18 protein-coding genes and 2 pseudogenes are annotated in these 25,863 nt (G+C 46.1%); 12 read left to right on the forward strand and 8 right to left on the reverse strand.

What is annotated here, in order from left to right:
* The 4 genes and pseudogenes from AXFE_RS14705 to panD form a co-directional block, all read left to right on the forward strand.
* A partial coding sequence (locus AXFE_RS14705; protein ID WP_152626128.1) for a Druantia anti-phage system protein DruA occupies window positions 1-532 on the forward strand: 532 nt, incomplete at its 5' end.
* A 302-nt stretch (window positions 533-834) separates the two neighbouring features.
* Window positions 835-1,016, forward strand: a pseudogene (locus tag AXFE_RS21825) (IS607 family transposase); the annotation flags it as partial.
* An 866-nt stretch (window positions 1,017-1,882) separates the two neighbouring features.
* Complete coding sequence (locus AXFE_RS14720) at window positions 1,883-2,590, forward strand: hypothetical protein (RefSeq protein ID WP_152626129.1); 708 nt, start codon at window positions 1,883-1,885, stop codon at window positions 2,588-2,590.
* Between the two features lie 259 nt (window positions 2,591-2,849).
* Window positions 2,850-3,203 carry an aspartate 1-decarboxylase gene (gene panD / locus AXFE_RS14725; protein ID WP_052606728.1) on the forward strand — a complete coding sequence of 118 codons (354 nt, stop codon included), beginning with the start codon at window positions 2,850-2,852 and terminating at the stop codon, window positions 3,201-3,203.
* A 5-nt stretch (window positions 3,204-3,208) separates the two neighbouring features.
* On the opposite strand, the gene AXFE_RS14730 is transcribed toward panD, so the two are convergent.
* On the reverse strand, window positions 3,209-3,454 hold the full coding sequence (locus AXFE_RS14730) for a transposase (RefSeq protein ID WP_052606712.1): 246 nt from the start codon (window positions 3,452-3,454) through the stop codon (window positions 3,209-3,211).
* 119 nt (window positions 3,455-3,573) lie between these two features.
* Entirely contained in the window at window positions 3,574-4,221 is a 648-nt protein-coding gene (locus tag AXFE_RS14735) for a hypothetical protein (protein WP_052606713.1), read from the reverse strand.
* Window positions 4,222-4,435: 214 nt separating this feature from the next.
* Here AXFE_RS14735 and AXFE_RS14740 point away from each other — a divergent pair, with 214 nt between their 5' ends.
* Window positions 4,436-5,005: a hypothetical protein gene (locus AXFE_RS14740; RefSeq protein WP_052606714.1), complete on the forward strand. Its 570-nt coding sequence runs from the start codon at window positions 4,436-4,438 to the stop codon at window positions 5,003-5,005.
* A gap of 790 nt (window positions 5,006-5,795) precedes the next feature.
* Complete coding sequence (locus AXFE_RS14745) at window positions 5,796-6,434, forward strand: TetR/AcrR family transcriptional regulator (RefSeq protein WP_052606715.1); 639 nt, start codon at window positions 5,796-5,798, stop codon at window positions 6,432-6,434.
* 718 nt (window positions 6,435-7,152) lie between these two features.
* Here the strand turns inward: AXFE_RS14745 and AXFE_RS14750 are convergent.
* Window positions 7,153-8,157, reverse strand: coding sequence for a cation diffusion facilitator family transporter (locus AXFE_RS14750; protein WP_082058800.1), 1,005 nt, complete (start codon window positions 8,155-8,157; stop codon window positions 7,153-7,155).
* Between the two features lie 459 nt (window positions 8,158-8,616).
* Here AXFE_RS14750 and AXFE_RS14755 point away from each other — a divergent pair, with 459 nt between their 5' ends.
* From AXFE_RS14755 to AXFE_RS14785, 6 genes are all read left to right on the forward strand, one after another.
* Complete coding sequence (locus AXFE_RS14755; protein ID WP_052606717.1) at window positions 8,617-9,252, forward strand: peroxiredoxin; 636 nt, start codon at window positions 8,617-8,619, stop codon at window positions 9,250-9,252.
* Window positions 9,253-9,441: 189 nt separating this feature from the next.
* A complete protein-coding gene (locus AXFE_RS14760; RefSeq protein WP_052606718.1) occupies window positions 9,442-9,627 on the forward strand; it encodes a hypothetical protein in 186 nt (61 codons plus the stop codon).
* A 1,486-nt stretch (window positions 9,628-11,113) separates the two neighbouring features.
* Window positions 11,114-12,988, forward strand: a complete 1,875-nt coding sequence (locus AXFE_RS14770) for an ABC transporter substrate-binding protein (RefSeq protein ID WP_052606720.1) — start codon at window positions 11,114-11,116, stop codon at window positions 12,986-12,988.
* Between the two features lie 309 nt (window positions 12,989-13,297).
* Window positions 13,298-14,245, forward strand: coding sequence for an ABC transporter permease (locus tag AXFE_RS14775; protein WP_052606729.1), 948 nt, complete (start codon window positions 13,298-13,300; stop codon window positions 14,243-14,245).
* Between the two features lie 93 nt (window positions 14,246-14,338).
* Window positions 14,339-15,292, forward strand: a complete 954-nt coding sequence (locus AXFE_RS14780) for an ABC transporter permease (protein WP_082058801.1) — start codon at window positions 14,339-14,341, stop codon at window positions 15,290-15,292.
* Window positions 15,293-15,396: 104 nt separating this feature from the next.
* Entirely contained in the window at window positions 15,397-17,442 is a 2,046-nt protein-coding gene (locus AXFE_RS14785) for an ABC transporter ATP-binding protein (RefSeq protein WP_052606721.1), read from the forward strand.
* A gap of 247 nt (window positions 17,443-17,689) precedes the next feature.
* Here the strand turns inward: AXFE_RS14785 and AXFE_RS14790 are convergent, their stop codons facing one another.
* The 5 genes and pseudogenes from AXFE_RS14790 to AXFE_RS14815 all read right to left on the reverse strand — a co-directional run bounded on the left by AXFE_RS14790 (window position 17,690) and on the right by AXFE_RS14815 (window position 25,771).
* Window positions 17,690-18,445: a class I SAM-dependent methyltransferase gene (locus tag AXFE_RS14790; RefSeq protein ID WP_052606722.1), complete on the reverse strand. Its 756-nt coding sequence runs from the start codon at window positions 18,443-18,445 to the stop codon at window positions 17,690-17,692.
* Between the two features lie 81 nt (window positions 18,446-18,526).
* Entirely contained in the window at window positions 18,527-18,973 is a 447-nt protein-coding gene (locus AXFE_RS14795; RefSeq protein WP_152626130.1) for a hypothetical protein, read from the reverse strand.
* 519 nt (window positions 18,974-19,492) lie between these two features.
* Window positions 19,493-22,255 carry a diguanylate cyclase gene (locus AXFE_RS14805; protein WP_052606725.1) on the reverse strand — a complete coding sequence of 921 codons (2,763 nt, stop codon included), beginning with the start codon at window positions 22,253-22,255 and terminating at the stop codon, window positions 19,493-19,495.
* 1,569 nt (window positions 22,256-23,824) lie between these two features.
* Window positions 23,825-24,779, reverse strand: a pseudogene (locus tag AXFE_RS19515) (IS1595 family transposase); the annotation flags it as partial.
* A 248-nt stretch (window positions 24,780-25,027) separates the two neighbouring features.
* Window positions 25,028-25,771, reverse strand: coding sequence for a group II intron maturase-specific domain-containing protein (locus AXFE_RS14815; RefSeq protein ID WP_320408788.1), 744 nt, complete (start codon window positions 25,769-25,771; stop codon window positions 25,028-25,030).
* Window positions 25,772-25,863: the final 92 nt, after the last annotated feature.

Consider the following 25,863-nt stretch of genomic DNA (forward strand, 5'->3'; position numbering starts at 1 on the left):
CACCTTGCCTAAGCCACTGCATGGCAACGGCAACGGCCGCATCACCCGCTACGCAGAGCCAATCGCTGAGCTACCCTTTGCCTATCCTGAATCGCTCGACGATCTCTGTCCAATCAAGTTCGCCATAGCAGATACCAAAGCCCAAAAGCAGCGCTGGCGAAACCTCATTGCAAGCTACCACTACCTCGGCTACACCACCTTTGCCGGTGCTGAGGGGCGCTATCTCATCGAGAGCTCCTCTGGAACTATCGCTGCGATCGGCTTCGCTGCCTCGCCATGGAGCTGCGCACCACGCGATAACTATATCGGCTGGGACAAAGCGACCCGCGAAGCACGGCTGCACCTTGTGGTTGGCAACGCGAGGTTTCTCATTCTTCCTCAGGTACGTGTTGTGAACCTCGCCTCATACATCCTCTCCCGTGTCGCTCGCCGCCTCCCCCTGGCGACTGGCTACTCGCCTACGGGTACCAGCCAGGGCCATTGCGAAGTCCAGCTGAATGTCGCTTTACCTGGCCTGACACAACAGGATTGACGTTTTGTTTCAGTAGCTGTTAGAAATAGAGGATGCAAGAACCGCCAATCGATGTGGGCCGGATAAGCGTTCGTCCTATCCTTCTGAGCGAGCAGGCCCGTTTCGATGCTGGTCTCGATGAGCATCACTGGCTCGGTCACCGTCTCGTAAGTGAAACGATGCGCTATGTAGCGCTATCTCCAGACGGGGAATGGTTGGCGCTGGTTGGCTTCGGAGCTGCTGCGCTTGCATGTCGTCCACGAGATAGCTTTGTTGGCTGGAGTGATGGTGAGCGTTTGGGTGTTAAGGTAATCGTTATCGACGTTAGCGAGGACTCTACCGCCAAAGAAGATCTAGAAGATGATGTCATTGAGATCGTGACCGTATTCTCGGCCAGGCTATATGGATCACACAACCAAAAAACAAACGGGTTATCGAAGGGCTTCAAGATGTAGCCAAAGAGGCAAAGCCATTACTGCATGTCGCAGCCTCATCCTGTGGTTAGTGTTATGAAACGCGCGATACGCCTAGTTATATTACCGCTCAACGAGGAAAAGTAGACGAGGTGTGCTCGGCAGTTGGGCACTATAGCGGCCCAAAGGCGTATTGGCAGCTTAGCTTGGCCAGATTAGCCCATGGAGATTAATAGGTAGAAGCAGGAGCTTCCATGACTCCGTCACGGCACAAAGTTTATACCCCGCTTACACCTCGAGCGCATCAATGTCCATCTGATGGACCCAGCCGCCTTTGATGCCGCAGACACCTGCATTCGTCATTTCGATTCCCCTCTTGCCAGAGGTAATATCAAGGCAAAGAGGCGTAGACTCTTCAGCGACGAGGATGATAGGCATCATACCTGGGCTTGTATGACACAATGCGTCACAATTGGCCAGATCATGGCTGGAGGTTTGCCAGAGAATTCCACTGTGGCTATCTCTACAAAAAGAGTGAAGGATAGCCTCGTACCCACACCGTGTCATTCGAGAATACACTTGGCAATAATTGGCCGAAAGTTATCGAGTCTCGCTCCATCTCTCTGGACTCCAGCTTGTGTTCAGAGCTTGTATTTAGTGGTCGACAATGACACCCATAAAGGCAAAACCAGACGATATTTCAAGGTTGTTGGCATTAACACTCGCAATAAAAACGCATTCCACTACTTCCGTCTGTCATCTCTTTAGCATCAGGCAACATCAAGGTTGTACTCGATGAAGACCACAAGCGAGCCTTCATCCACGTAAGCTACGACGTTGCGCACCTAACCAAGACTCTACCGGGCCTGTACTAGGGGCTTGACTGGGAAACCAGGGAGGCCGCTACTAAAAGGTCGGAGTTCGTCATAGTAGCGAATATGCCCCAGTGCTAAGTCCTATGACAAAAGGCTCGAATGAGACCGGCAATGAAAAGAACAGACTTCATGCTCGATCAAAGAGAAATGCTGTTCCAGACATGGACGACGCATTGCCAGAAGTAACCTGGATGCGAGGAGACACCAAGGTCGCTTCAGGCGCGCAAAGGCATAACTATGGACCATCTCGGGCGCTACAATCAAAGAAGTGGTCCATGGAGCCGAAAACAGAACATGCGAGTCTCGCAGGGTTCCACAACTTCCAGGCTCGAGACCTCGATACGTCATTATCGAAGACATATCTCAAGCAAGCGCTAAGGCTAGGTCAAAACAAATATCTCGACTCTCTGATCCTCATGGGCTCCTGGTGGGCTCCTCATGGGCGAGGAAAGGGAATCCAGAACACATTGCGGTACACGGCCATGGTGGAGGTTCCGGCATCAATACGGTCAACCGTGAGCATTCCAAAATCTTTACCAGTACTTTTAACCCAGCACAGGGGCTATTGCGAAATGAGCATGTTGGCGTATTCGATAGCAACGCATTTACACGAAATGGTTGCTTCAAATTCAAGAACTCTCCTCGGACATTTCTTTGGATCCAAAGAAATAAAAAGTCCGGTAATTGGATCTAAGAGTTTTATTTTTAGCTTTATTAGATTCGAACTAAAGGGTTGTGATTCGCATACGCTGTTTTGGAATCAGCTGCCCTTTAGTCCTACCCCCGGCTGAGAGTTGTTCATAATCCTCAAAGAGACAACGATGACTTTCTAATCCAATAACGGGAGGTTTTTGTACAAATAAATCTCAAAAAACGAGGCATCTAGTACCGAAGTTCAGGTACATTAATGTTGGTCGCAAGTTGTGCCACAGCCACGAATCCAGAGGAAGATCATTTCGAAATTCCCGGGACTTTAGTAAGTGCCCAGCTCTAGACCATAGGGTGGTCGCAGAATTGACCCCAAATAACTACATCGAAAGGACTGGAGCGATGCGACGGAGAATGCTAAAGGCTAAAATCCACCGTGCCACGGTTACCGACGCTAACCTACACTATGTCGGTTCGGTCAGCATCGGTCCGGAGTTGCTCGCCGCAGCGGACATTCTCGAAAACGAACAGGTGATGGTGGTTGACATCGATAATGGCGCCCGGTTAGAGACCTATGCCTTAGTTGGAAAGCCAGGTGAGGTATGCTTAAACGGTGCCGCTGCTAGGCTAGTACACGTGGGAGATAAAGTCATCATACTCACCTACGCTGACTTTGAAGAAAGCGAAGTGAAAGGCCATTCTCCGGTGGTCATTCACGTAGACGCTACAAATAAAATTACCTATTCACCCAGATAAGTAACTTATACTCCTATGGGACTTTCTATGCCAAGCGGCACTCGGCGAAGACGCTCAATCGATGCACCTCCTATGAATTCGAACCCCCGAGAATGGCCCTCCATGAGGTTGGCGATATCTTGTGACCTCTGGGCCTCGACATAGACGTATCCCGAATAACCAAGAGTCATAACAAATATTGACGCTTCGAAACTTACCTCGCCACTTGTGCAATCATAAATTGGTATTTTCTGCCCGGCGTAGTCAACCATTGCAACGTCACCTTAGAGCGTGATGAAGGACCATCGATATCTCTTTGGATTCATCAAAACGGGCAAGTTTCTCACAGAAACTTGAGTATCCATAGGCATGATCTTCGCCTACCTCGTATTCATATTCGCACCAAAGCAGGTATCTGGTAAGGTTTTGTCGCTTGCCAGCCTCCAATTCCTTTAGCACTATCGCGAAGTCGGGTTCCACCTTGTTGGCTACCCTCAGTAAGATGACGTCGAGCTAGTTGGGTCTCAATAGCCCCTTGACGCTGTAATATCCAATCCATTGCTCCATATAGATCATCAGTAGAAGCGTCACCAACACCAAAGTCACAAGCGATAGTAGTGTCTTGCCACCACCGGGTGGTGGCAAGCTTAGAAGAAGGACTTGTCACTCTTGCTATTACAAGTGCGAGGATAATGTCTCGCTCTTTGGATTCTGGACCCAATAGAGATGCAAGCTTCAACTTATTGGCCATTGCAGCTATTGCTGCTACATGGCCATGAAATAGAGATCTCTCTATCTCAAATTCCCCTCCTGCTACTACATGGCTTTTACCAGCTAATGATTCACGAATAACTTCAATTGTTACAGAAGGAAGATGAGAGAGATTGGCTAAGGTCTCATTCTTGACCTTACCGTCTTCGCGATAAGACCTTCGAAGGAGATGGCTCTCATAGACCTTGTCCTTGTAGTTACGACGAGTGGTATGTACATGAACCCCACTACCGCGACGAGCTATACCAGATAGCCTAGCAGATGCCACTAGATCTGTCCAGTAATTTAGTGCCTACATTGTTAACCCAAAAACAAGAACTTGCCCAGGTAGAGATGGAGATTTGGTCCAAATTCAGTCGTAAGTTCTCCCTAGGTCAAGAACTAGCCCCCGCAAAATTAATAAAAGTTCCCCAAACGAAAGCTAACCCCACTGACCATGAAACCTAAATTGCTAAACTACTTTTCGACTTGAAAGGCGAAAGTTGAGCGAAACTAGAACTAATGTAACGATAGGAACAAGCTTTTCTGCAAAGTTATCGGCATATAAGAACGCCAAAAGGTTCGGCCTCCTTTGCGCGAGCCTTTGGCTGTATTCGCTTCTCCTCTTAGCAGTCTCGTTGACCTTCACCCTGGGCGCTGCCGCTGCGATCGCTATCTCAGTTGTTATTGGCGTACTCTTATTCCTCTATGGATTCATCAATTGGAGAAATGAAAAGATGAGATGGGCATCTCCCAGTGAGTGTGACTCCTCTGGCGGATGTGGAAAACCTGAATGCGACAGTCCCGGCGCCAGCTGCTCAACAAAATTTAGCAATGAGATCGATCGAAGAATCTTTGAGATGGAGATCTCTAAGCTAAGCTCGCTCTTGCGATCGCGAATTGGCTTTGATTCGATCTTCTTCGCCCTTTGGTGCCTAATTGGAATCGCAATTGCGATACAAGACCACAGCAATACAACGCTATTTGGCGGCGCATTGGTGTCGGTCACATCTCTAATGGTGATTCTCGGAAGATTCGAACTGTCCAGGATAGCTTTTTCTGATAAAAAATAACGAAAGTTATCGACCCGATCTTCAAAAGTAAGCGAGCTCGTCTCGTGGCTCAATTTGAAATTATCCATAACTGCGACTCAGGCACAATGACCAATACGCCACAGGGCGTGCCTAGTCAGAATGATCACATCTCCAAATCATATGGAAAAGGCACTATCTCCAAGTACGACCTACCATTGGCAATAGCGCAACGGCAATAGCGCAACATTAAGTGCCGCCTCCAAAAGCTTCTCAAGCCAGGGAATTCCAAATCAGAATCAGAAATATCTCACGCGTAAAGATTCGAATCGCCCAAAAGACGAGTTGGATCTTCCGAAGGCTCCATATCGATTCTTGATATCGATCTCTGGTAATGAAGAGCTAATAAACGTAGGACAAAGGAAATAGCCAAGGGAACTCTGATCTTCACCTGGGTCATCGATAGAATATATGCGACACTGAGTCAACATTAGATGACTAATTCCCCAGTAACGTTATATCTCAAAAAACCCCGCCACTAAACCATCCGCCATGCCGGCCTTTAATTCAGGCAAGCGATCTGGGATTAATTCAAAAGTTCACCGCCTTATCCCGCCCAGGCCCCGGACCCAAAAGTGTGAGAATAGGATCGCCGTTCTCGAGTTCCGGTCCCATGTGAACGATTAAGTTTCGGTAAAGAAATCGATAGATTCATACCTAAATGCTACTTTTCAAGTATCCTAGTAAACAGATAAGAAAGTGCCGAAAATAAATATGACCAAAGCCAATTGATTTAAAGCACAAGAAAAACAATAACGATAGCGATATTTAAATGATAGACAATCTTGAAGCAAATCTAGAAAAAGCAGCTCAATTAGCAGGCGGAGGACGCAAGCGAGGCCGACCACGAAGCAAAGAGGCGCACGAAAGAATCATCAACGCGACATTGGAGCTCCTTAGTGAAAAAGGTTTCTCAAGCGTCACGATTGAAGCGGTAGCCAGAAACGCCAAGGTCGGCAAGTCCACCATCTATCGCCATTGGAAGACAAAGGCAGAACTGGTAGAAGAAGCTCTCGGTCAAGAATTCGACAAGATTGCCATCGTCGGATTCAGCGGTAACTTTGAGAACGACCTAAAGGGCGTCGTGATAAAAATTGTCCAACTCTTTGAGGGACGCAATGGAACCGCTATTTCACGCTTGATTGGAGAAGCACAAACAATTGAAAGTCTCTCGCTATTGGTCGATCGACGCTGGCGAGCCTTCAAGGACAGGCTTTTGACAAAGTCAATCACCCATGGCATCGAACAAGGATATCTCCAGCACGGCCTTGACCCTGAAATCGTAACCGAGATGGCCTTTGGGATGGTCTTAGCGCGAAAGATGCTCTCAAAGCAGTCTCTTTCGCCAGCAGACGTCGACCAGGTCGTGACTACTCTGCTTCGAGGAATAATAGTTACTTCGCTCGGATAGTCCTGCGCATATATATTTGACAGGCGTAGTCCTTGGGGTCCGATTCTCCAAGAACTACGCCTAATCGTAGAGATAAAATCGTTTAAAGATGGAATCGTTTTCCCTATTTAAATTTTGTCCTTAATCTTGCATTAGAAAAAAACATGAATGAATAGATAAAGTCAAGAATCGATTCCATAATTACTCTTGCTGCAACAAAGCTAGAAAAGCATTCCATTCAGAGAGCTCTTTATACCACTCTCTAATCTCGAAACTAAAAGCGCAAAGATCCGTTCCACTATGCCAATCTCGATTGCAAAGCTAATCAGACCATAGCTAACCAAGCCCGGTCTCTATAAACCCTTCAAATATGGTCATATTGGTGCTCATGCTTTCGTTATATAACGTTCGCTTCGGCCGAAGTTGAATCTAACCGTCAAATCACGATCACACAAGAAGGTGCCCCGCTCATAAAATCAACAATTCCCTCGAAACCTGCTCTTTTCAATCTATCAAATCGTGACACAAAGTATTCTTTTAAATCTCGCCCTGGAGTCCATTCGATGCCATAACCCCGATCCAAACCTTATAGATCATCAGCCATCTCTAAAAAAGCAAAACAGACCAAAGAACTATAGATGAAGCAACGCTGTTGGAAAACACACACAATCGGTGAATCGTTTCGTACTGTCACAACCATGGTCTCTCAAGTAAAGACGCTCGCTACCACTCCATTGAATCAATGATGATGTTCGCCATTCGTGCTGTGAAGAGGCTGATCACATAGATGGCATTCCACTTCGATGGTCGAGTGGTCAATCCCAAAGGTCGCCCTTAAATACTCTTTGATAGAAATAGCCAACTCCTGAGCGACGTGAAGCGACGGCTCCCCTGATATCACTACATGAACAGATAGGGCAGTTTGAGCAGAATTTAACGACCAAATATGGAGATGGTGTATCTCCTCTACCTGAGTAAAATGCTGGACAATTTCGTCACGAATTGCAATTGGATCCACCTCATTTGGAGCAGAGTCCAAAAGAATCTTTGTGACATTTGTAAGTATCTGAATCGCAGCGCCAATAATCAGAATCGATATTATTATGCTTGCAATAGCGTCAATCGGTTTAAAATTTATCAAAAGTGCAACAATTCCAGCTAAAATTGCTACCATCCATCCAAGCGCGTCAAAGATAAAATGAACTATGTTGGAGCGGCGCAATGTTGCTTCACCTGCCGCCCTCGCTACAATCATTACAGATATCAAATTGACAATAACACCAATAAATCCGAACCACGTTAGGTCCGAAGACGATGGGGACGGGATCGATCCGTAATTTGTAAGTAAGAGTCTCGAGCCCGCATTATAAAGGATGATAAATGAGGTTACAATCAAGAGTACCGAAGTTGCTAGTGCTGCTAAAACTTCTATTCTAACTAATCCAAAGCTATTACGAAGAGAGGCTGGCTTTCTGGCTAGAACTGAAGCAAAAAGCGATACTGCCAGCGCAACTACATCGCCAATCAAATGAAATGCATTTGAAATTAGTGTCAATGAGTGGCTTTTGAAACCCTCTATAAGCACCCCAAAAAAGAAAACTAAATTTAAAGCTAAAACCCAAAAATAATAGGAGGAGGCACCGAGATTCTCGACACCATGGCTGTGACCACTATCAAATTCACCTTTACCCTTCAAATCCAAGTTGAGACTCCGTCCATTCCAATTATCGACATGCAACAGCAACCTTAGGTAACGCGGGTAGGGTCTCGAATTCCAGGAAAAATCACAAGGTCACCACCACAATGGGAACTAGGTTTTAATCGACAAGATCTTTATCTCAAGATTGATTCTACTAGCCTGTTTTGTCTACATCCAACATGGTAACCCTTGTGATCATATCATAGATCCCTCTAAAGTCGCCCCGTGATTAAAAAGCAATATTTGTCATTTAATTTAGATCAATGGCCTTGAGGATTCCTGGTGAATTGAGATGCAGTCGACCAGAACCAACCTCAACACAAGTCAAACTTTATTCCATAAACTCACTACGACCTAGTATCTAAATAGAGGCGGCTTTAGATAATTATGGGTCAAGATCTAAGTAATCCCCATATTCTCGACCAAATTGGTCGGGAATCGCTTTAATTATGTTATAACTTTACTCTAGAAACAACGATTAATGACCTATTCAAAGGAGATCATATGGCGCTACAGCTTGGGGATATCGTCCCAGATTTCGAGGCAGCCACCACCCAGGGGACTATAAATTTCCACGACTGGATCGGGGAAGGTTGGGCCATTCTATTTTCACATCCAAAAGACTTCACACCCGTATGTACGACTGAACTTGGTGAAGTTGCGCGACTAAGAGGCGACTTTGCTACTCGAAACACCAAGGTAATCGGACTGAGCGTGGATTCGGTAGATAATCATGTTGAATGGGAAAAAGATATCGCAGAGACCCAGGGCCAGGTCGTGAATTTTCCGATGATCGGCGACCCCGATGCTACTATCGCAAATCTATTTGGGATGATACACCCAAACGCTTCGACTACGGCGACTGTCAGAAGTGTCTTTGTAATAGACCATCAACGCAGACTTCGTCTAACCTTAACCTATCCAGCATCGACGGGTCGTAACTTTAAAGAGATACTAAGAGTTCTCGATTCCTTACAGCTGACCGACAAATACATGGTATCAACTCCTGTCAACTGGAAAGATGGCGACGATGTTGTGATCTCACCGGCTCTCACCGACGAAGAGGCCACCGCGAAGTTTCCCAAGGGCTACGCCAAGCTAAAGCCGTATCTCCGCGTGACCCCACAGCCAAATAAATAGCAACCATGTGAATAAGACAACCTACAACATGCGATCTCTAGGCCTATCGAGCGATAGGCCTAACCCCGATGTCGCTAACCATCGATCAATGGGCTTTAGACAGCGCTCTGTCGCTCGAATTGAATCGCGATAGACTTTAGATTCGTCACTTTAGTTACAAGGCAATACCCCATCTGTAATGGCGTATTAATGCCCCAAGAGACACTCCATTGCGAGGGTCGGCACCAAATCACTCCGGTTTTTCCACTCCTTGTGCTCTTAGAACTTCAGGGCATGCCAATACCTCAACGCATGCCGAGAGGTGAACTTCTAAGAGCACGACTTGCGAGGTCCAAAGCATCACTAGCGACGACCAAACGCACCGATAGAGAATAGAGAGAGGTGGCTGACCTAAAATCAGTAATTGGTCTAGCAAAAACAAAAGAACTCCTCAATTGCAATCTGAGGGATCTGAGCACCTTGAACAAAAATCAAGGAGGGCAGCTTTTCTTTCATCTTTGGACCAAGTCGCAAAAATCATCGGACCAGGTGATTCCTCAAATCTTTAGTCTTGATAGCGTCTATATAGACAAAGTAAAAATTCGTAATTATCTTAGAATTCACAAAAAGCTAAAGCAAATCAGAACCTGGCTAAGGCCAAAGATATCCTTTAAGTATCAATACACGGCAGAAACATTTATATAAGAAACGGCCCATGCTGTAGCGATCAACTCGGAACGATCAAAACTGCGACCATCTCACAAACGATGATTGGGGCATAAAAACTTCCAAAACGCATTCAAGGCGAAATAATTTAGAGGGCCACCCTGAGGTTCAACTACCTGAGGTTCAACTACCTGAGGTTCTACTACCTGAAGTCCAACTAGTAGAAACCGAAAAAGTCACCTATCTGGACGACCTATTTAGATTACCGGTTTGAGGCACTTATTTTTACAACCTATGTTATGAACTGCTCTAGGGAGATCTCTAAAAAAAACAAGTTCCAGTTACCGTTTGGAAAAGTTATAGCTTGAAAAGTCGGACTAAAGGTAACTTATCTCGGAATCACCCGCGATAGCACTTCAGCATCAAAGTTACCCAATTAGCAGCTAAATTTAGCAGCTCCGCTAGAAGATCTAAGCAGCTAAAACCCAATCGGATACCCGACCTTAGCGGATCGAGGCAAAATAGCAACCCCCTAAAGCGCATAGAAAATTATTAAGACCCTAACACTACTACTATCAGTCACCTTAGAACCATTGGGACTATCACTCAACTCCGCCAACAAATGCGCGATAGGTTAGCAGCGATTGGCCAGCATACGAAAAATGGAAACCGTCAACGCCCCTTTTGCTTTTAGAAACGCCAAACTGATCAAAACGCCTCAACTAAGAGAGAACAATCTTTAATATAAACGAATTGCCTTACCATAAAACGTACTTAAACCTTGCACACATAGATGAGCAATAAGCAAGCATATATCAATTTACAGATATGAGATTTCACGATACGGGGCAACTCCTAATAGTTGTTTGAAAATAATTTCAAGGTCTTATACGGATTCCATACCTACTTAAATACGACTACAATAGCTATATATCCTCAAATTATCCCTAAATTAGCTCACCAAGCCACGGAAACCGTTGCTAAAAATAATTCTAAAGGTCGTTAGAGGCAATTAGAGCAAGTTACAAGTGAAAGAAAGGGCCCTCAATCAGGAAACTTTTAATTAAATATGCATGCATGCATAAAACTCACTTCCCGTGCTACTTTGTTTCGGTAACGATAAATGTGAACAAATTACAAACAGCGACTTACCAATCAGTAATTTTGCGACTATCTTTGCTTTAGTCATCGTTGTTTCTCAGGAGGTTCTAAGAAAATGTTGTCGAAGAAAACGCGTCGCATCGCGACAGCACTAGCTTCGACCGCAGCAACGGCTACTTTGTTAGCCGCGTGTGGGTCGTCGACGTCATCGAGTACTAGTGGTACATCTAGCAGTAGTAGTAACGGTGCAACCACGAAGGTCGCAGGAGGCACCGCAACATTTGCGGAAGGTCCTAACGCGACCCCTAACTATATATTCCCTCTTGCGAGCGGCGCATACTTCTCAGTTGCCAACCTCTCGCAATTCCAAGAGTTGATGTACCGTCCCCTTTATTTCTTTGGAAATGGTAGTGACGTTCTTATCAACAACAGCCTCAGTTTGGCTAATCCGCCTGTCTTTTCAAACAATGATCAGACTGTAACGATTACCCTCAAGAACTACAAGTGGTCCAATGGTGAAACCGTCAACGCCCGTGACGTTCTCTTTTGGATGAATATGGTCAAGGCAAACAAGGCCAATTGGGCAGCCTATGTACCTGGCGCATTCCCCGACAACATCGTCTCAATGAGCTCTCCTAACAGCTCCACCGTTGTCTTCAACTTGAACAAGAGCTATAACCCCACTTGGTTCACCTACAATGAACTGTCGCAGATTACCCCAATGCCAATGGCCTGGGATATCACAGCAGCGGGTCAAACCCCTCCATCGCCAACCGCAACGAATGCTCCAGACCAAACGACCGCAGGCGCAGTCGCAGTCTATAACTATCTCAATAGTCTCTCAAAGAACACCACAACCTTTGCGGCTCCAAACTCTATTTGGTCAGTTGTAGATGGCCCATGGAAACTTTCGGGCTTTACCAATGCCGGCAAAGCGACCTTCGTGCCAAACCCAGCGTATTCGGGTACTCAAAAGGCAAGCCTCTCTAAGTTTATTGAGCTGCCTTTTACCTCTGACACTGCTGAATACAACGTTCTTAGAACCGGCACAGGCATCGACTACGGATATATCCCAGTAACGGACGTAGCTCAAAAGGGCCTTATGGCGTCGCAGGGCTACACCTTTAGTCCATGGATCTTGTTCTCCTTCAACTATTGGGTACTCAACTTCAACAACCCAACAGTTGGACCGATCTACCAGCAACCATACGTACGTCAAGCGCTCCAGCACCTGATCGACCAACCGCAGTGGATTTCATCCTTCTATAAGGGTTATGCAGTTCCTACCTATGGTCCAGTTCCGACTGTACCGTCGGCTGCCTTTGCTGATTCGCAATCCAAGACCAATCCATTTCCATACTCGGTTTCGACGGCGGTAAGCCTTCTCAAGTCGCATGGATGGACTGTAACGCCAAATGGAACTGATACCTGTACCTCACCTGGAACAGGGGCAACTCAGTGCGGTGCCGGAATTGCCCAAGGTGCCCAGATGAACTTCAATTTGCAATATGCATCTGGTACTCAAGCAGTACAGCAAGCTATGGCTGCCTTCAAGTCGGCTGCTGCTCAAGCTGGTATTACAATAAATGTCTCCTCGTCAACCTTCAACCAAGTTATCTCCAATGCCACACCATGTACTGCAACCCAGGCTGCATGTAAGTGGAATATGGAAAACTGGGCAGGTGGCTGGACGTATGCACCTGACTACTACCCTACCGGTGGTGGACTATTCGCAACTGGCGCTGGATCAAACTTCGGTAGCTATTCCAGCCCAACTGCGGACAAATTGATTGCTGCAACCCACACTGCGCCAGCCTCACAGTCCCAGTCAGCCTTAAATGCCTACCAAGACTACATAGCGACCAACTTGCCAGTTCTATTTCAGCCAAACCCTGACTACGAACTAGGTGAGATCCGCTCTACTCTTCATGGTATTCAACACAATGCATTTGGCGTCTTGCTACCAGAATTCTGGTACTACACCAAGTAGGCCAAAGCAAAGCTAAAAGGTTCGACCTCCAAGTAAGACCCATCGAGGATTATGCGAGAGGTCGGACCAATCCAATAAGACGATTTACGCCGATCAAGCGATATATGAAAATGATATCGTCTAGGATCGGCGTAAATCATGTGTTACCAGCCCCACATTACCCAAAACCACTCCTAGGACCTAAGGCAGCAGGACAATCATCTTCCTTAGCGTCAACAATTCAACATCAATCGACGGGAACTGCTAGAATCCTTTTGGTCCCGAAAGATGTTCCCAAAAACCAACCATATCTGATGAATGGAGTCAAGCTTGATTGCTTTTTTAGTTCGACGAATAGGTCAATCGATCGTCGTGCTTATCGGTGTATCAATAATTGCATTTATTCTTGAACATCTCCTGCCAGGCGGTCCTGCCAAAGCGATCATTGGTCCTAGGGCTACCCCGATTCAGATAGCGGCTTTCAACCATCAAAATGGACTAGATAAGCCAGTGGTAGTCCAATATTTTGTCTACATGTGGCACCTGCTTCAAGGCAACCTTGGACGATCCTACAAATTGAATCAAACTGTGAATTCGATTCTCATTAGAACGGTGCCTGAATCTATCCTGCTGGTTGGATCGGCGCTAGTCTTTTCGTTGATAATCGCAATTCCGATAGGTATCTACCAAGCAGTCAAGCGCAATGGAATCTTTGATTACACTGCTACTTCAATCTCTTTCTTACTCTATTCGATGCCGTCTTTCTGGCTCGGAATAATCCTAATCCTTTTTCTCGCCGTCAACGTCCACTTCCTTCCGGCAGAGGCACCTCAAGGCGCAAACCTTGGAGCTATCTTGGCTCATCCTTCAGGATTAGTACTTCCCATTCTGACACTAACACTCGTCAGCTACGCATCGTTCTCGCGCTATATGCGCTCTTCTGCGATCGAAGCACTAGCACAGGATTGGATTCGAACAGCAAAGGCAAAGGGCTTGAGTCAAAGAACAATTCTCTTCAAGCACATGCTTCGCAACGCGCTAATTCCGATTGCAACCCTGGTTGGCCTGTCTCTACCAAGTCTCATCACAGCAGGTGTTATAACTGAATCGGTTTTCAACTTCCCCGGAACCGGCTTCGTCTTTATAAATGCTGCCAATACAGAGGACTATTCGCTCCTCCTTGGAATCATCATTTTCGTTGGCGTTCTAACTGTAGTGGGAAACCTTATAGCCGATATAGCCTATGCAGTTCTCGACCCAAGAGTGCGGTACCGATGAGATTACCACCAAAGCTTTGCACCAAAATTGCTAACCATTTGACGAGAATAAAGTTGCTAAATCCAACAACAACTGTAAGAAATGAGGTGAAAAATGTCCAAAACTGAAGATCTAGACGCATATGGCTCTCCTGTAAACGATCCAAATTCGAAGATTGGGACCAACACTCCATCATCCCCAGAGGGAGGTGAAGCCTATGCCAGCGGATCCCAATTTAAGTTAATCCTTCAGACCTTTTTTGAGAACAAGTTAGCGATCGTAGGAGTCGGCTTGGTCGTTATAGCAGCCATATTCTGCTTTATTGGTCCTCTTTTCTACCACACTAATCAGGTAGCCACGACCTATAACATTACAGCTGCACCTGGTGGCCATCATCCATTGGGCACAGATCAAAATGGCTATGACGTCCTTGGTAGACTGATGATCGGTGGACAATCATCTCTTGAAATCGGCTTTAGCGTCGCAATAATCGCTACCTTTATCGGAGTTCTATGGGGCGCCATAGCTGGCTTCGTCGGCGGCATTGTCGATACAATCATGATGCGTATCGTCGATACTCTTTTGTCAATCCCAACTCTATTGCTCTTGATCTTCCTAGCATCGGTCTTCAAGCCAACGCTAAAACTCCTAATCATAGTGATCTCAGCCGTCTCGTGGCTTTCACCGGCACGACTAGTCCGCGGTGAAGCATTGACCCTAAGAGTCAGGGACTATGTGAAGGCAGTCCGTGTTATGGGCGGAGGATCCCGTCGAATAGTCGTTAGGCACATCATTCCTAATGCCATTGGGACCATTGTCGTCAATGCCACATTTCAGATCGCTGATGCGATTTTGATCATGGCAACCCTCTCCTATCTGGGACTTGGCCTTCCACCTCCCGCGGCAAACTGGGGTAGCATGCTCTCAGACGGCGTCAACTACGTCTATGACGGCTATTGGTGGCTCATCTACCCTGCTGGTTTTGCGATCATTCTCACAGTCGTAGCATTCAACTTAATTGGCGATGCAATAAGAGACTCACTTGAGGTGCGACTCCAAAAGAGGTAACGAACCTCAGAGGCGCTATCTACCTACTTAGGTAGATAGCGCAATAAGAATTCCAACCTTGCAACCGATCACAGATTCCAAATTACGGGGTCTTAATTCTGGAGATGAACTTGTCTTTATTAGAGATAAAAGACCTTAAGACAAATATTCGCCTTCGAAAGGGCGAAGTCAAAGCGGTAGGTGGTATTTCACTATCGATAAATGCTGGAGAGACTGTAGGTCTGGTCGGAGAGAGCGGTTGCGGTAAGACCATGACCGGAATGTCAATCATGCGATTGCTTCCCTCTTCTGGCTACATCGCTGGTGGCTCAATCACTTTAGATGGCGAAGATCTCGTAAAACTCACAGAGCCCCAAATGCGAAAAGTCCGAGGCAACGACATAGGAATGATCTTTCAAGATCCCATGACTTCTTTGAATCCATGTCTGACAATCGGCACACAGATAGCTGAATCTGTCGTCTTGCACAAGGGCGTATCCAAAGCCGATGGCCTCAAGCGCGCAATGGAGGTCCTTGATCTAGTAGGAATGCCTAAACCATCTGAACGAATCGGCGACTTTCCACACCAGCTATCTGGTGGCCTTCGTCAACGTGTCATGATCGCTATGGCTCTGGCTTGCGAGCCAAAGCTCCTCATTGCTGACGAACCAACAACTGCCCTCGACGTGACCATTCAAGCCCAGATTCTCGAGCTTCTCGATACGCTAAAGAATCAGCTTCGAATGGCCATGCTGCTCATCACGCACGACATGGGTGTGATCGCTGGGCGTGCAGACCGAGTTACAGTTATGTATGCTGGCAAGGTTGTTGAATCAGCACCAACCGATAAGATATTTTCGGCAACGAACCATCCATACACCGAGGCTCTTTTAGCGTCAATTCCCAAGATCGACGGGACTACAAAGAGGCTCTATTCGATACCAGGCATACCTCCCGACCTCTCAAATCCACCAGAGGGATGCCGCTTCGCAGCAAGATGTCGCTTAGCCGATGACCATTGCGTAACTACCTCACCTGAGCTCAATAGCTATGACGGCCACAGTTATGCATGCTTTCACCCAATCGGCATCGAGACTGAACACGTTAAGGTTGAGACGCGTACTCTAGAGGAAGCAGAGGCTCCTTATGTACCAACGGGTCGCCCCATCATGGTATTAGACCACGTTTCCAAGGAATTCACCATAACAAAAGGCGCAATCCTTCAGCGAAAGGCTGGAACGTTAAAGGCGGTCTCGGATCTATCTTTGACGATCTACGAAGGCGAAACTTTGGGGATCGTAGGTGAATCTGGCTGCGGAAAATCAACTACTGGTTCCATGATGGTAGCTCTCGAAAAGCCTACCTCTGGCACCATCGAGTTCAATGGGGAAAACCTATTTGGCCTCAAAGAGAGCGAGCTCCGTACTCGACGTAGTAACTTGCAATTGATGTTTCAGGACCCCTATGCCAGTCTTGATCCAAGGATGCGAGTGGGCTCGATCATTCGAGAACCACTTGAAATCAACAAGATTGGAACACGTTCCGAACGAGATGCCAAAGTTGTTTCGCTACTTGGAGAAGTAGGACTGAGTCCAAAAGCGGTAGAACGATACCCCCATGAATTCTCAGGAGGTCAGCGACAAAGAATCGGTTTGGCACGAGCACTTGCGCTCAATCCGAAGCTCATTGTGGCTGACGAACCGGTTTCAGCATTAGACGTATCTATTCGTTCCCAAGTCTTGAACCTAATGAAGGACCTTCAATCCACGCACGGACTCACATACGTCGTCATCTCTCACGACTTATCTGTGGTTAGATTCTTGGCAGATCGAATCGGGGTTATGTACCTAGGAAAGCTTGTGGAGATCGGTAACGGTTACGATATATACGAAAATCCAGCCCATCCTTACACTGCAGCCCTTTTGTCGGCAGTGCCGGTCCCAGAGCCAGAACTTGAAAGAACTAAGAACAGAAGGGTGATAAAGGGTGAACTCCCTTCGGCCATCAACCCCCCTTCTGGTTGTCGATTTCGTACTCGGTGTGATCGGATGCAGCCGATCTGCTCTGACGAGGAACCGCCGATGTCAAACTTCGGCGGCATTCACGAAGCTGCTTGCCATTTCCCCTTAGTGACACCAGTAACAATTGGGCAAGCTCCACTTTTGGTATAGATAGACCCCCTGACTTTGTCTTAGATAGCTCGCAATTTGGCGCCCTAGCTCTTTCGACACTGAGCTAGGGCTCTTTTTTTAGCCACCAAGCGGAGATCTATGAAGCCGCCAGATCACATCAATATCAATCCATTGATGTGATCGAGCCACGACCAAGGGACCTATAGTCAAATCACCCTCTATTGAATCCGCCAAACCCTCTAGCAACCACGATGGAACTAATTCAATTGAGCTCCCACTTGAGAGACTAAAGTACCTTGCGAAATCCGACCAACCGAAGAGGAATAGTCACCTTAGCCTTGGCATAGACCTTATCAATAAGAGGCTCCAACTGCTTGTTGGGACTTTGGATATAAAGTGACTTGACAAACAACAATGCATCGCTCTTCTTTTCGAAAGAGAAGGTAAAGACCTTTCTTTGATTCAAAGTCATAATAAAACCTCTTTGGGTGAAAAGGCTTACAATCTTTTTAGACATCCGGCCATTTGGATAAGTCTGTCGTGACGCGTCATGGTAGGAGAGAATCATCCTATAAGTATTTAAATCTGAGAGCGAAAGCGGAAATCCTCCCGGAAGCAAAGCTGTAACATAGCCTTTAGTTTCAAGCACCCTATGGATCTCATCAAGAGCTCCAAGAAGCGGCTCGACCAACATCAGCGCCATTGAAATTGAGATCCCAGTGAAGATGTCGCTACGAAATGGCAACTTAGTAGCGTCTGCGGCAACTAATCCAGATCTACCATGCTCCTTGGCCACTTCGAGCTCACCAAGTGAACGATCAATCCTCACAACACTTTGAGCCACAGTCGGCGACGACAGTATCGGCGCAGAACCACAACAAAGATCTAGGATCCGCCCCGATGCCGGTAGGGCACTCTCTAGCCATCGATAGGGGTACAGATCTTGGTTTGCCGAGCGTGATAGTATATCTTCAGTTATTCCGGCTCGCTCTTGGTGAAAGCTGGTAAGAAATTCGCTCCAATTCTCAATGCCTCGTTGCAAATATCGTCTCCTTTTCGCCATTTTTCATTCCAACCCAGAAATAGTTACCTGGCAATTATCGCCCAATCCAAACTATAACTATCATAAGGGGCTCGAACTTCCTCCATAGAGCGCCCTCGTGATAACCAGTAAAGAAGAATCCACCATAGACGATCTAATGGTGGGTACCAATGTAAGTCCAACTCCCATGAGCACCCATAGCCCACCACCAAACACAACATAGCTAAAGGACGCCGCTGGAAATGGAGAGAAGGTCTTATAGATAATGAAGGCCAAAATGGCTACCCCAAGGGCCAAGATCAGAAGTGGAAGGATAGATTTAGTTGTCTTTAGAACAAAGACAAAAGCTCCCACTACCGTCATTAGGTATGCAATTAGGATAAGGTAGGCTCCGAATTGGATCACCAGAGCGGCCATTTGGTTGGCCGTCGGCTCCAAGATGAAGGCCCCCAAAATTAAAAAAGCGACAATGGAGACGACCCCCAAAGCACCCAGGGGATTCTTCGTCTTTTTTGTGGTATAGGTCAAAAAACGAACCCATCGAAAACTTCCATAAAGGCAATTATGAAGGTCACTATTGAGGGCTCTCAATAGACTAATTCACTTCTAACTTCGAATTTTTCAGCCACTTATTTGATTCGCCATTTGGGGTGAAAGCCAATTGGGTCATTGTCTGTCATGGCTAAGCTACCAATTTCACTAGCACCATTGGCAATCAAATATTATCTTGGAGAAGATACTACTTTGAAAAACTCGATCAGAAAAAATCAAGCTCGATTGGTATCAAGATAATTCGACCCTTAGTCTTGGTTGGCAACATCCTTTAAGAGATGGTAATCTCCATGAATCTCTCATCCTACGGCCGAAAAAATCAAACCAACCATGCGGAAGACTATAGATACCTCTAACTTGACGATGAAACTAGATAGTTTTTTTGGGGGGGGGCAGACTTCAAAAAACTCATAAATAAAAATTACCAATATGACGGATAGCCCTACTGAGTTTCTCAAAGAAATCCCATCCTGGTAAATCAAAAACCAAAACAAATCACCCTTGGCCAAGAAGTCCTGTAATTCGGTTCTTATACCTCTCCAAGTTCCTTGGAAGCGACAAGGCTGAAGAGGAGCGGCCAAGATGATTACCGGCACAATATCTGGTATAACGCCGCGCAAAGTTAAAGTCACTCTGTGAATCAACATTGTCAATCATCACGTCGCCATGGCGAGAACGAGCCAAACGAGAGATGGAATCCAAAAATCCCTCATTATCAGCCCAAGGAACAGAACGCTTGGGCTTGGATACCTTGTAGATCGAAATCGGAAGATCAATCACCTTCAACGGGGCACAATATAGACCGAAATCGCCCAATGCTAAAGTCAGTCCCAAATCGCCCATCTTTTGAATAACACGGGCCACCTCGTCGGTCAGTGGTCCGTTCAATGCAGCTTCATCTATCTCTAAAACTACGTTATTGGCCCGGACTCCTCCAGAAAAGATATTTCGCTCTACTGCCGACGAAAGCTCTTCGTCTAATATCAATTTATCAGGAATCGTAAGTGATAGATTCAAGTCGTAGAGCACACCGTCATGGAGAGCTAGATCATTCCATTCGTCAAAGGCAGTAGTCAGATACCACCAAAATATCCTCCAGGAGTGCCTTGTCACTGATGCCGCAGACTCCAATCTAGCTTGACTAATGTATCCAACTTTTGGATGCTGCCATTCAATTGAAGCCAAAAGGGCTACAACGGAACCCTCAAAGACATCAAAGACTGGTCGATAGTGAAGACCCAGCCCACACCCAACCGGATCCGCAATCGCCAATTCAAGGAGTTCACCAAGCTCGTGATCGGCCAGAGCCATATCGAGTGGTCGATTCGTTCGAGTACGTTCACCCGAAATCCCCTTCGAAGTCGCTTTAGAGCGATACATCATCGTATCTGCAACCTTAACTAGCTGCTCAGCAGTAGAATCTGCAGCAGTTCCCACCGCGACGCCCATTGATGCTGCAAAGCGAATCGTTCTCTCTCCAATTGCTACAGGATCGTCGAAGAGATTGGCAGCAATGCGCTTAGCGATACGTGATGCTTGGACGAGACCGCCAACGCCGGGCAATAGGACGAGAAATTCATCCCCGCCAATTCTGCCCGCCATATCGTCCAGTCGTAATGCGCCATTCAGCCTTATCGACACGACACGCAAAAGCTCATCTCCAGCGTCATGACCAAAAGTATCGTTAATCGACTTAAAATGGTCTAAGTCTATGAAGATTACACCGACCTTCTTGGGATTGCCGCGCCCATCAACCTCACCCAAGACCCTAGTTAGTTCGTTCATCAGATGGCGCCTGTTGAAAAGACCCGTAAGGGGATCCCTATCTGCCTGTTGCTTGAGCAGTTCGATCGTCTTTGCTTGTTCGCTAGCGTCTAGAACCGTAGCCATCCGCCCGACGACCATCCCATGACGATCCCTGATCGATCCTAAAAGGACTGTGGCTTGGAACTTTGAACCATCCTTTCGTCGGCGCAGAACATCGGTGACGATCCGTTCCTCGTTGTCGACTCTATCGAGGAGATACGACAAGACATCATCAGGAGTGGATTCGTCGTAAAAATCTCGAGAGTGTAAACCCGATATTTCACTACGCTTATAACCATGTAGTTCTAAAAAGGATTGATTAGCGTAGGTAATTCCTAGATCCATATCGTAAATACAGATCCCCTCAACCGCCTGATCTAATGCTAAGGCAAGATAACGATTCCTCTCAAGCTCTACGACTAGATCTGATTGTGCATGCCTAAGTTCAAGACCGATCCGACAAAGTGCGACTAACTCTTCTAGGATAAGAATCTCACCCAAATCAAAGCGTAAGTGACGAGCTGATGAGATACGAATAAAAAACTCCCTGTTGATACGCTCTAGGCCAAAGCGGATCTCGATACTTGAATAATTTATCCCTTTTCTGCTGGTGAGACAGTCACTTGGTCTTCTGGTCTCGATTCCAGAATCAATGGAATTAAAGATATTTAAAGATTCCCAGTCGGCCTCGCCCGTCGCGGCAATGCGCTCACCCATTACAAATTTAACAGAAGAACCAAAGCGATCTTTGGTGGGATCCGCCTCCCCAACGATGCTTCTAGAGTAGAAATTGACATTGCTGACCCGAAGCAACGAAGAAATACCACTAATGAGCGTTTTCAACCAAGAACTATCGTCCAACAACTCATCACCCATGAAATGGGCCAGATCACGGACAACCACATTCTTTCGTTCCGCGACGGTCAACCTGGACTGGGTTTGATAACCTCTCAATGCAAGCTTGAGAGCAAGACCAAAGTGTGTTAGGGGATCAAGGATCTCGCAAGATTCACAGAGTGCGGTCCCCTGACAACTTCCCACAAACAAACCTAAAAAATCGCCTTCCTCGTTGCCGAGGTGGATGGAAACTGCCATTACGGCAGGAGCACCACCATCAAAGAGCCCTTTTATATCCCTAGGATCAATTGAAACTATCTCGCCACTGGCTTTACCATCATAATATTCATCTATCAGGTGGCTAAAGTTGACTAAGTCGTCGAATTCAATCTCTCTACGCTGATACTTAAAATCCTCCAGCGCATCAATTGAAGTAAGGACAGGTCTTAAAATCTTCGAGAGCTGATGGCGCCTAAAGAGAATAATCCGACAACCAAAGAAGGCAGCAGCCTCCTCAAGCAGAGTTTTAACCACCATTCCTGGAGTCGATGGAAATGCCAGCGCTCGAGTTACCTTAGCCAGAAATACCCGCTGTGTGGAGTCGACCCCATCCATTTATTTCGACACTCCCCTAAAGCCCGCCCCGAATCGCTGCGCGAGAATAAAATTACTGCGATAGGTATATCTATCGACCATCTCAGCTCCTAGTTGACTAAATTGATCTCTTTGAAAAAAACACCGAGCAAAAGCAACCAAGGGAATTCAACGAAATATCTGTAGTCTTACCACCAAAGTAGTTTGTAACAATATACTACAAGAACTGACGCTAGCTTGCTTAACTATAAAAATTACAATCGTAATCCTTATTTCAAACCAAGAGGAAATAAAAAGCTCAAATAATTAGACAATTAACATGAATACTTTTATGCTCATGCGTTAATAAATCAATATTCAATGCATCACTCAATAGCGAACTTTACTCTAGAGTTACGGTGACTGCCAAGATAGTTGGCACATTTGCTTAGTTTGAGATTAATGGTTTTCTGGCACCTTCATGCCGCCAAAATCTAGTTAATTTAGGTTCCTCATTGATCGACTTATCCGTGGCGAAATTTTGATCTAGTTGCCGACGACAAGTCGGCAACTAGATCAAATGACTACACTTGGGTCTGCCAATTTGGCTAACTAATTGACAATCCTAAATATCTTTGGGCTCATGAGATCGAAGCTGGATAACAAAATCGTCGCACTATCGTCACGCAACGGACCATTGGAGCTCGCAAATAGGAAACCTCCTGGCTGTGTTGATCGATGACGGACTTGTGGTGTGATTTATACCCACCTTCCCTCTGAGATCTCAGGCCTCTAGCTCTTTAGGAAGCTAACTGGGGTTATTGAGTTGTGGACGATCGCTAGTGGTAATGAGCAATGTTCCGTTCGTGTCGAATAGGTTTTTAAACATACTTTGAAAATTGCTATTCCGCATGGTTTGTGATTAATTTTCTCGGTGGCGTGTCCCCATTTAATGATCCAAAATTAATGTGATTTTTGGATAGGGTTGTTTTTAGGGGTAAGCGGCTCTAAGGGAAATTAATAGAGCCTTTTTTGTTGATTAGTAGTAGCTGGTTGTTGAGCCTGTGGGCGAAGATCGTTGGATTGTGCGTAAACACGAAGCGTTTTCCACATTTCAGTGATCGCTTGCTTGGCAATCGTCCACAACTCAATAACCCCTCATGGATTACCTGAATAGCTAGAAGTTTACCCAACCCAGCAGGAGGTCTCGTAGGGTCTACCTCCATCATTTATGTTTACATTGCAGTGTGAGCGTTACCAGCTTCTACATGGTTTAGAACTTCTTTCCTTCATGACGCATCTCCATCATCGGTCTTCTTTTGTATCTGTGTCAGGCTTACCATGGGTACCATGGGTACAACGGGTATATCTTTAGGAGAGCCTAAATTTCCACCATCTACGTTAAGGATGCATAACTTACCTTAGAAGGAGATCAATTGATTGGGTGGTTTCTACTTTGCTGAGTTGTGTAGCTGAGTTGTGTAGCTGAGTTGTGTAGCTGAGTTGTGCAGCATAGTTTGACCAGTCACCTCCGGCCTCGTGAATCAAACGAACGGCAGTAGTCACATGAATACCAAGTAGATCCCCAAGAACAGCAGCGGATAGTTGACCAGCAAGAGCCATTTCGGAGTCAGATTCGCGGAGTAGCGGATGTGGAGACGCAAACACACATGTATTGAGAAGTCGCTCTACCAATGACATTTCAAAGTGCCTTGCGTTGAATCGGTATGCGAATTCCTCGAGGCATAAGTTGCTTATGTTCTTCATCTCCGTGGTGGGTTCCGTCGATAAATTTCTTGCAGTTTCCAATTTAGGATCTTGAGCCATTTGAATGTTACATGTGCTTGTTCGTCTTTGGATAGAGTGAACCAGTGCGCTAGTCCAAGGTCTTTCAGCACATACCCCGTAACTTGGATTACCATCACTTATCAGCTTGGTGTCGGAATCTAAACGTCTCACAAAAACATCTTTGAATGATTTAGCAGTGGTATCTTTGATTACTTCCATGAAGCAATGAGTAGGAGCTCCATTGCTAATCGATACTCCAATTAGGAGATTGGTTTGTTTTGTTCCCTTTCCTCTTTAGCCTTTGCCATGGCTCTCACCACCCAAAAAGAACTCATCTACCTGTATGTTTCCTCCAAGTTTGTATAAACCATTTCGCTCAGCCATTGCCTTAGGTAGCTTATTTAGCATCAACCAGCCAGTCGAATAAGATACTTCAACGAATTTAGCAAGGGCTCTGATGGCTAGGGGGTAGTAGCCGAAAGACCACGCTTGTCGTTGGACAATAGATAGATAGATAGCAGAAAACCACTTGGATAAAGAGATATGGCTTCGATGGAAGATGGTTCCGGAGGTAACGCTAGTTTGACGGTGAAAAGATTTACATTGAAAAAGTGGAGCTCGAGATGCTGCATTTCTTCGATGGTTTGGCCTGATTAAGGTAAATTGGTCAGAGTCACACTTTGGGCATCTAAATCCCTCATAGCAATAGCAATTTGATCAAATGATCTTCACATGCTTCCTCTGAAGCGAAGCGTACCATAAAGCCTGAGATATCCACCTAGACAGCTTTATCGAACATCTGTTCTACTAAAGATTAGCTCCAATCTGGTCTCGGTGGAGGCGAAACTTACGAAACTTGATAAGTATGTTACAAAATATAGATAGTAAAAAACTCCACGTACCGGTCCACGCAGCCAGGAGTAGGGTCGGACCAGAGCGCCCTGCCAGCCTTTCAACTGGTGGGTTTCTCTGGTCCGCCCTCCGAACCGGACTTGCGACTCTCACCGCATCCGGCTCTCCACAAAGTCATGCCAACGATACAGCTGGTGAACCGAACTTACTTGTCCATGGTGTGGGGATTTTAGAACCTCGATAACGATATCGAATAATCGATACCTTTTGAGGCCGGAACATCTCTACCTTTCCATCTGTTATCTCCCAAGCAGGGAGATAACGTCGATGTAAGGTTCCCCAGTTCAAACCAAGGTGTCTCTTCCTCAACCATCGCACTACCCGCCACCAACTGAAGTGGTCCAAGTAATTGAAGGTATTAGAAGAAACTCCATGGTAAAAATAGTTACACCATCCTCTAAGAACCGGATTCAGAGTTCTTAGAAGATCGGCAAGTGTCCGATGCTTTTCACGTCTGGTGATTGATCTGACCTTAGTCATTACAGAAAGTAAGGCTTTCTTTGATGGATAGGCATAGACCGCCATCTTTCCGTCTCGGCCTCTTTGTCTTCGGCGCTGAATATGCCATCCGAGGAAATCAAAACCTTCTTCGATATGACAGATTTTGGTCTTGGACTCCGATAGGTGTAGACCTACTTGCGACAGGACAGTACTGACCTCGTCTTTTAGTAGTTCCACATCCTTACGGGCACCATATCCCATGATTACAAAATCGTCGGCATATCGAATCAGCCGAAAAACGGCTCCACCATTACGTTTGTGCTTATAACGTGTCCATTGTGAACCTAGTGCTTCCCATTTTGTTGAGAAGTATTCGTCTAGGACCGAAAGAGCAATATTTGCAAGCAGTGGAGACAGGACGCCTCCTTATGTGAAGTAAACGATTATGCGAAGTTGAAAGACATACCCGCATTTCACGGTGGTATTTGGGTCTGATTTACTTCGCATAA

Source organism: Acidithrix ferrooxidans (assembly GCF_000949295.1).
GTDB lineage: Bacteria > Actinomycetota > Acidimicrobiia > Acidimicrobiales > Acidimicrobiaceae > Acidithrix > Acidithrix ferrooxidans.

Excerpts from the sequence above, each read along its gene's own strand:
- AXFE_RS14720 (WP_152626129.1), top strand. The coding sequence starts at position 1,883 with ATGACAAAAGGCTCGAATGAGACCGGCAATGAAAAGAACAGACTTCAT.
- panD (WP_052606728.1), top strand. The coding sequence starts at position 2,850 with ATGCGACGGAGAATGCTAAAGGCTAAAATCCACCGTGCCACGGTTACC.
- AXFE_RS14730 (WP_052606712.1), bottom strand. The coding sequence starts at position 3,454 with ATGGTTGACTACGCCGGGCAGAAAATACCAATTTATGATTGCACAAGT.
- AXFE_RS14745 (WP_052606715.1), top strand. The coding sequence starts at position 5,796 with ATGATAGACAATCTTGAAGCAAATCTAGAAAAAGCAGCTCAATTAGCA.
- AXFE_RS14755 (WP_052606717.1), top strand. The coding sequence starts at position 8,617 with ATGGCGCTACAGCTTGGGGATATCGTCCCAGATTTCGAGGCAGCCACC.
- AXFE_RS14760 (WP_052606718.1), top strand. The coding sequence starts at position 9,442 with ATGCCCCAAGAGACACTCCATTGCGAGGGTCGGCACCAAATCACTCCG.
- AXFE_RS14770 (WP_052606720.1), top strand. The coding sequence starts at position 11,114 with ATGTTGTCGAAGAAAACGCGTCGCATCGCGACAGCACTAGCTTCGACC.
- AXFE_RS14780 (WP_082058801.1), top strand. The coding sequence starts at position 14,339 with ATGTCCAAAACTGAAGATCTAGACGCATATGGCTCTCCTGTAAACGAT.
- AXFE_RS14785 (WP_052606721.1), top strand. The coding sequence starts at position 15,397 with ATGAACTTGTCTTTATTAGAGATAAAAGACCTTAAGACAAATATTCGC.
- AXFE_RS14805 (WP_052606725.1), bottom strand. The coding sequence starts at position 22,255 with ATGGATGGGGTCGACTCCACACAGCGGGTATTTCTGGCTAAGGTAACT.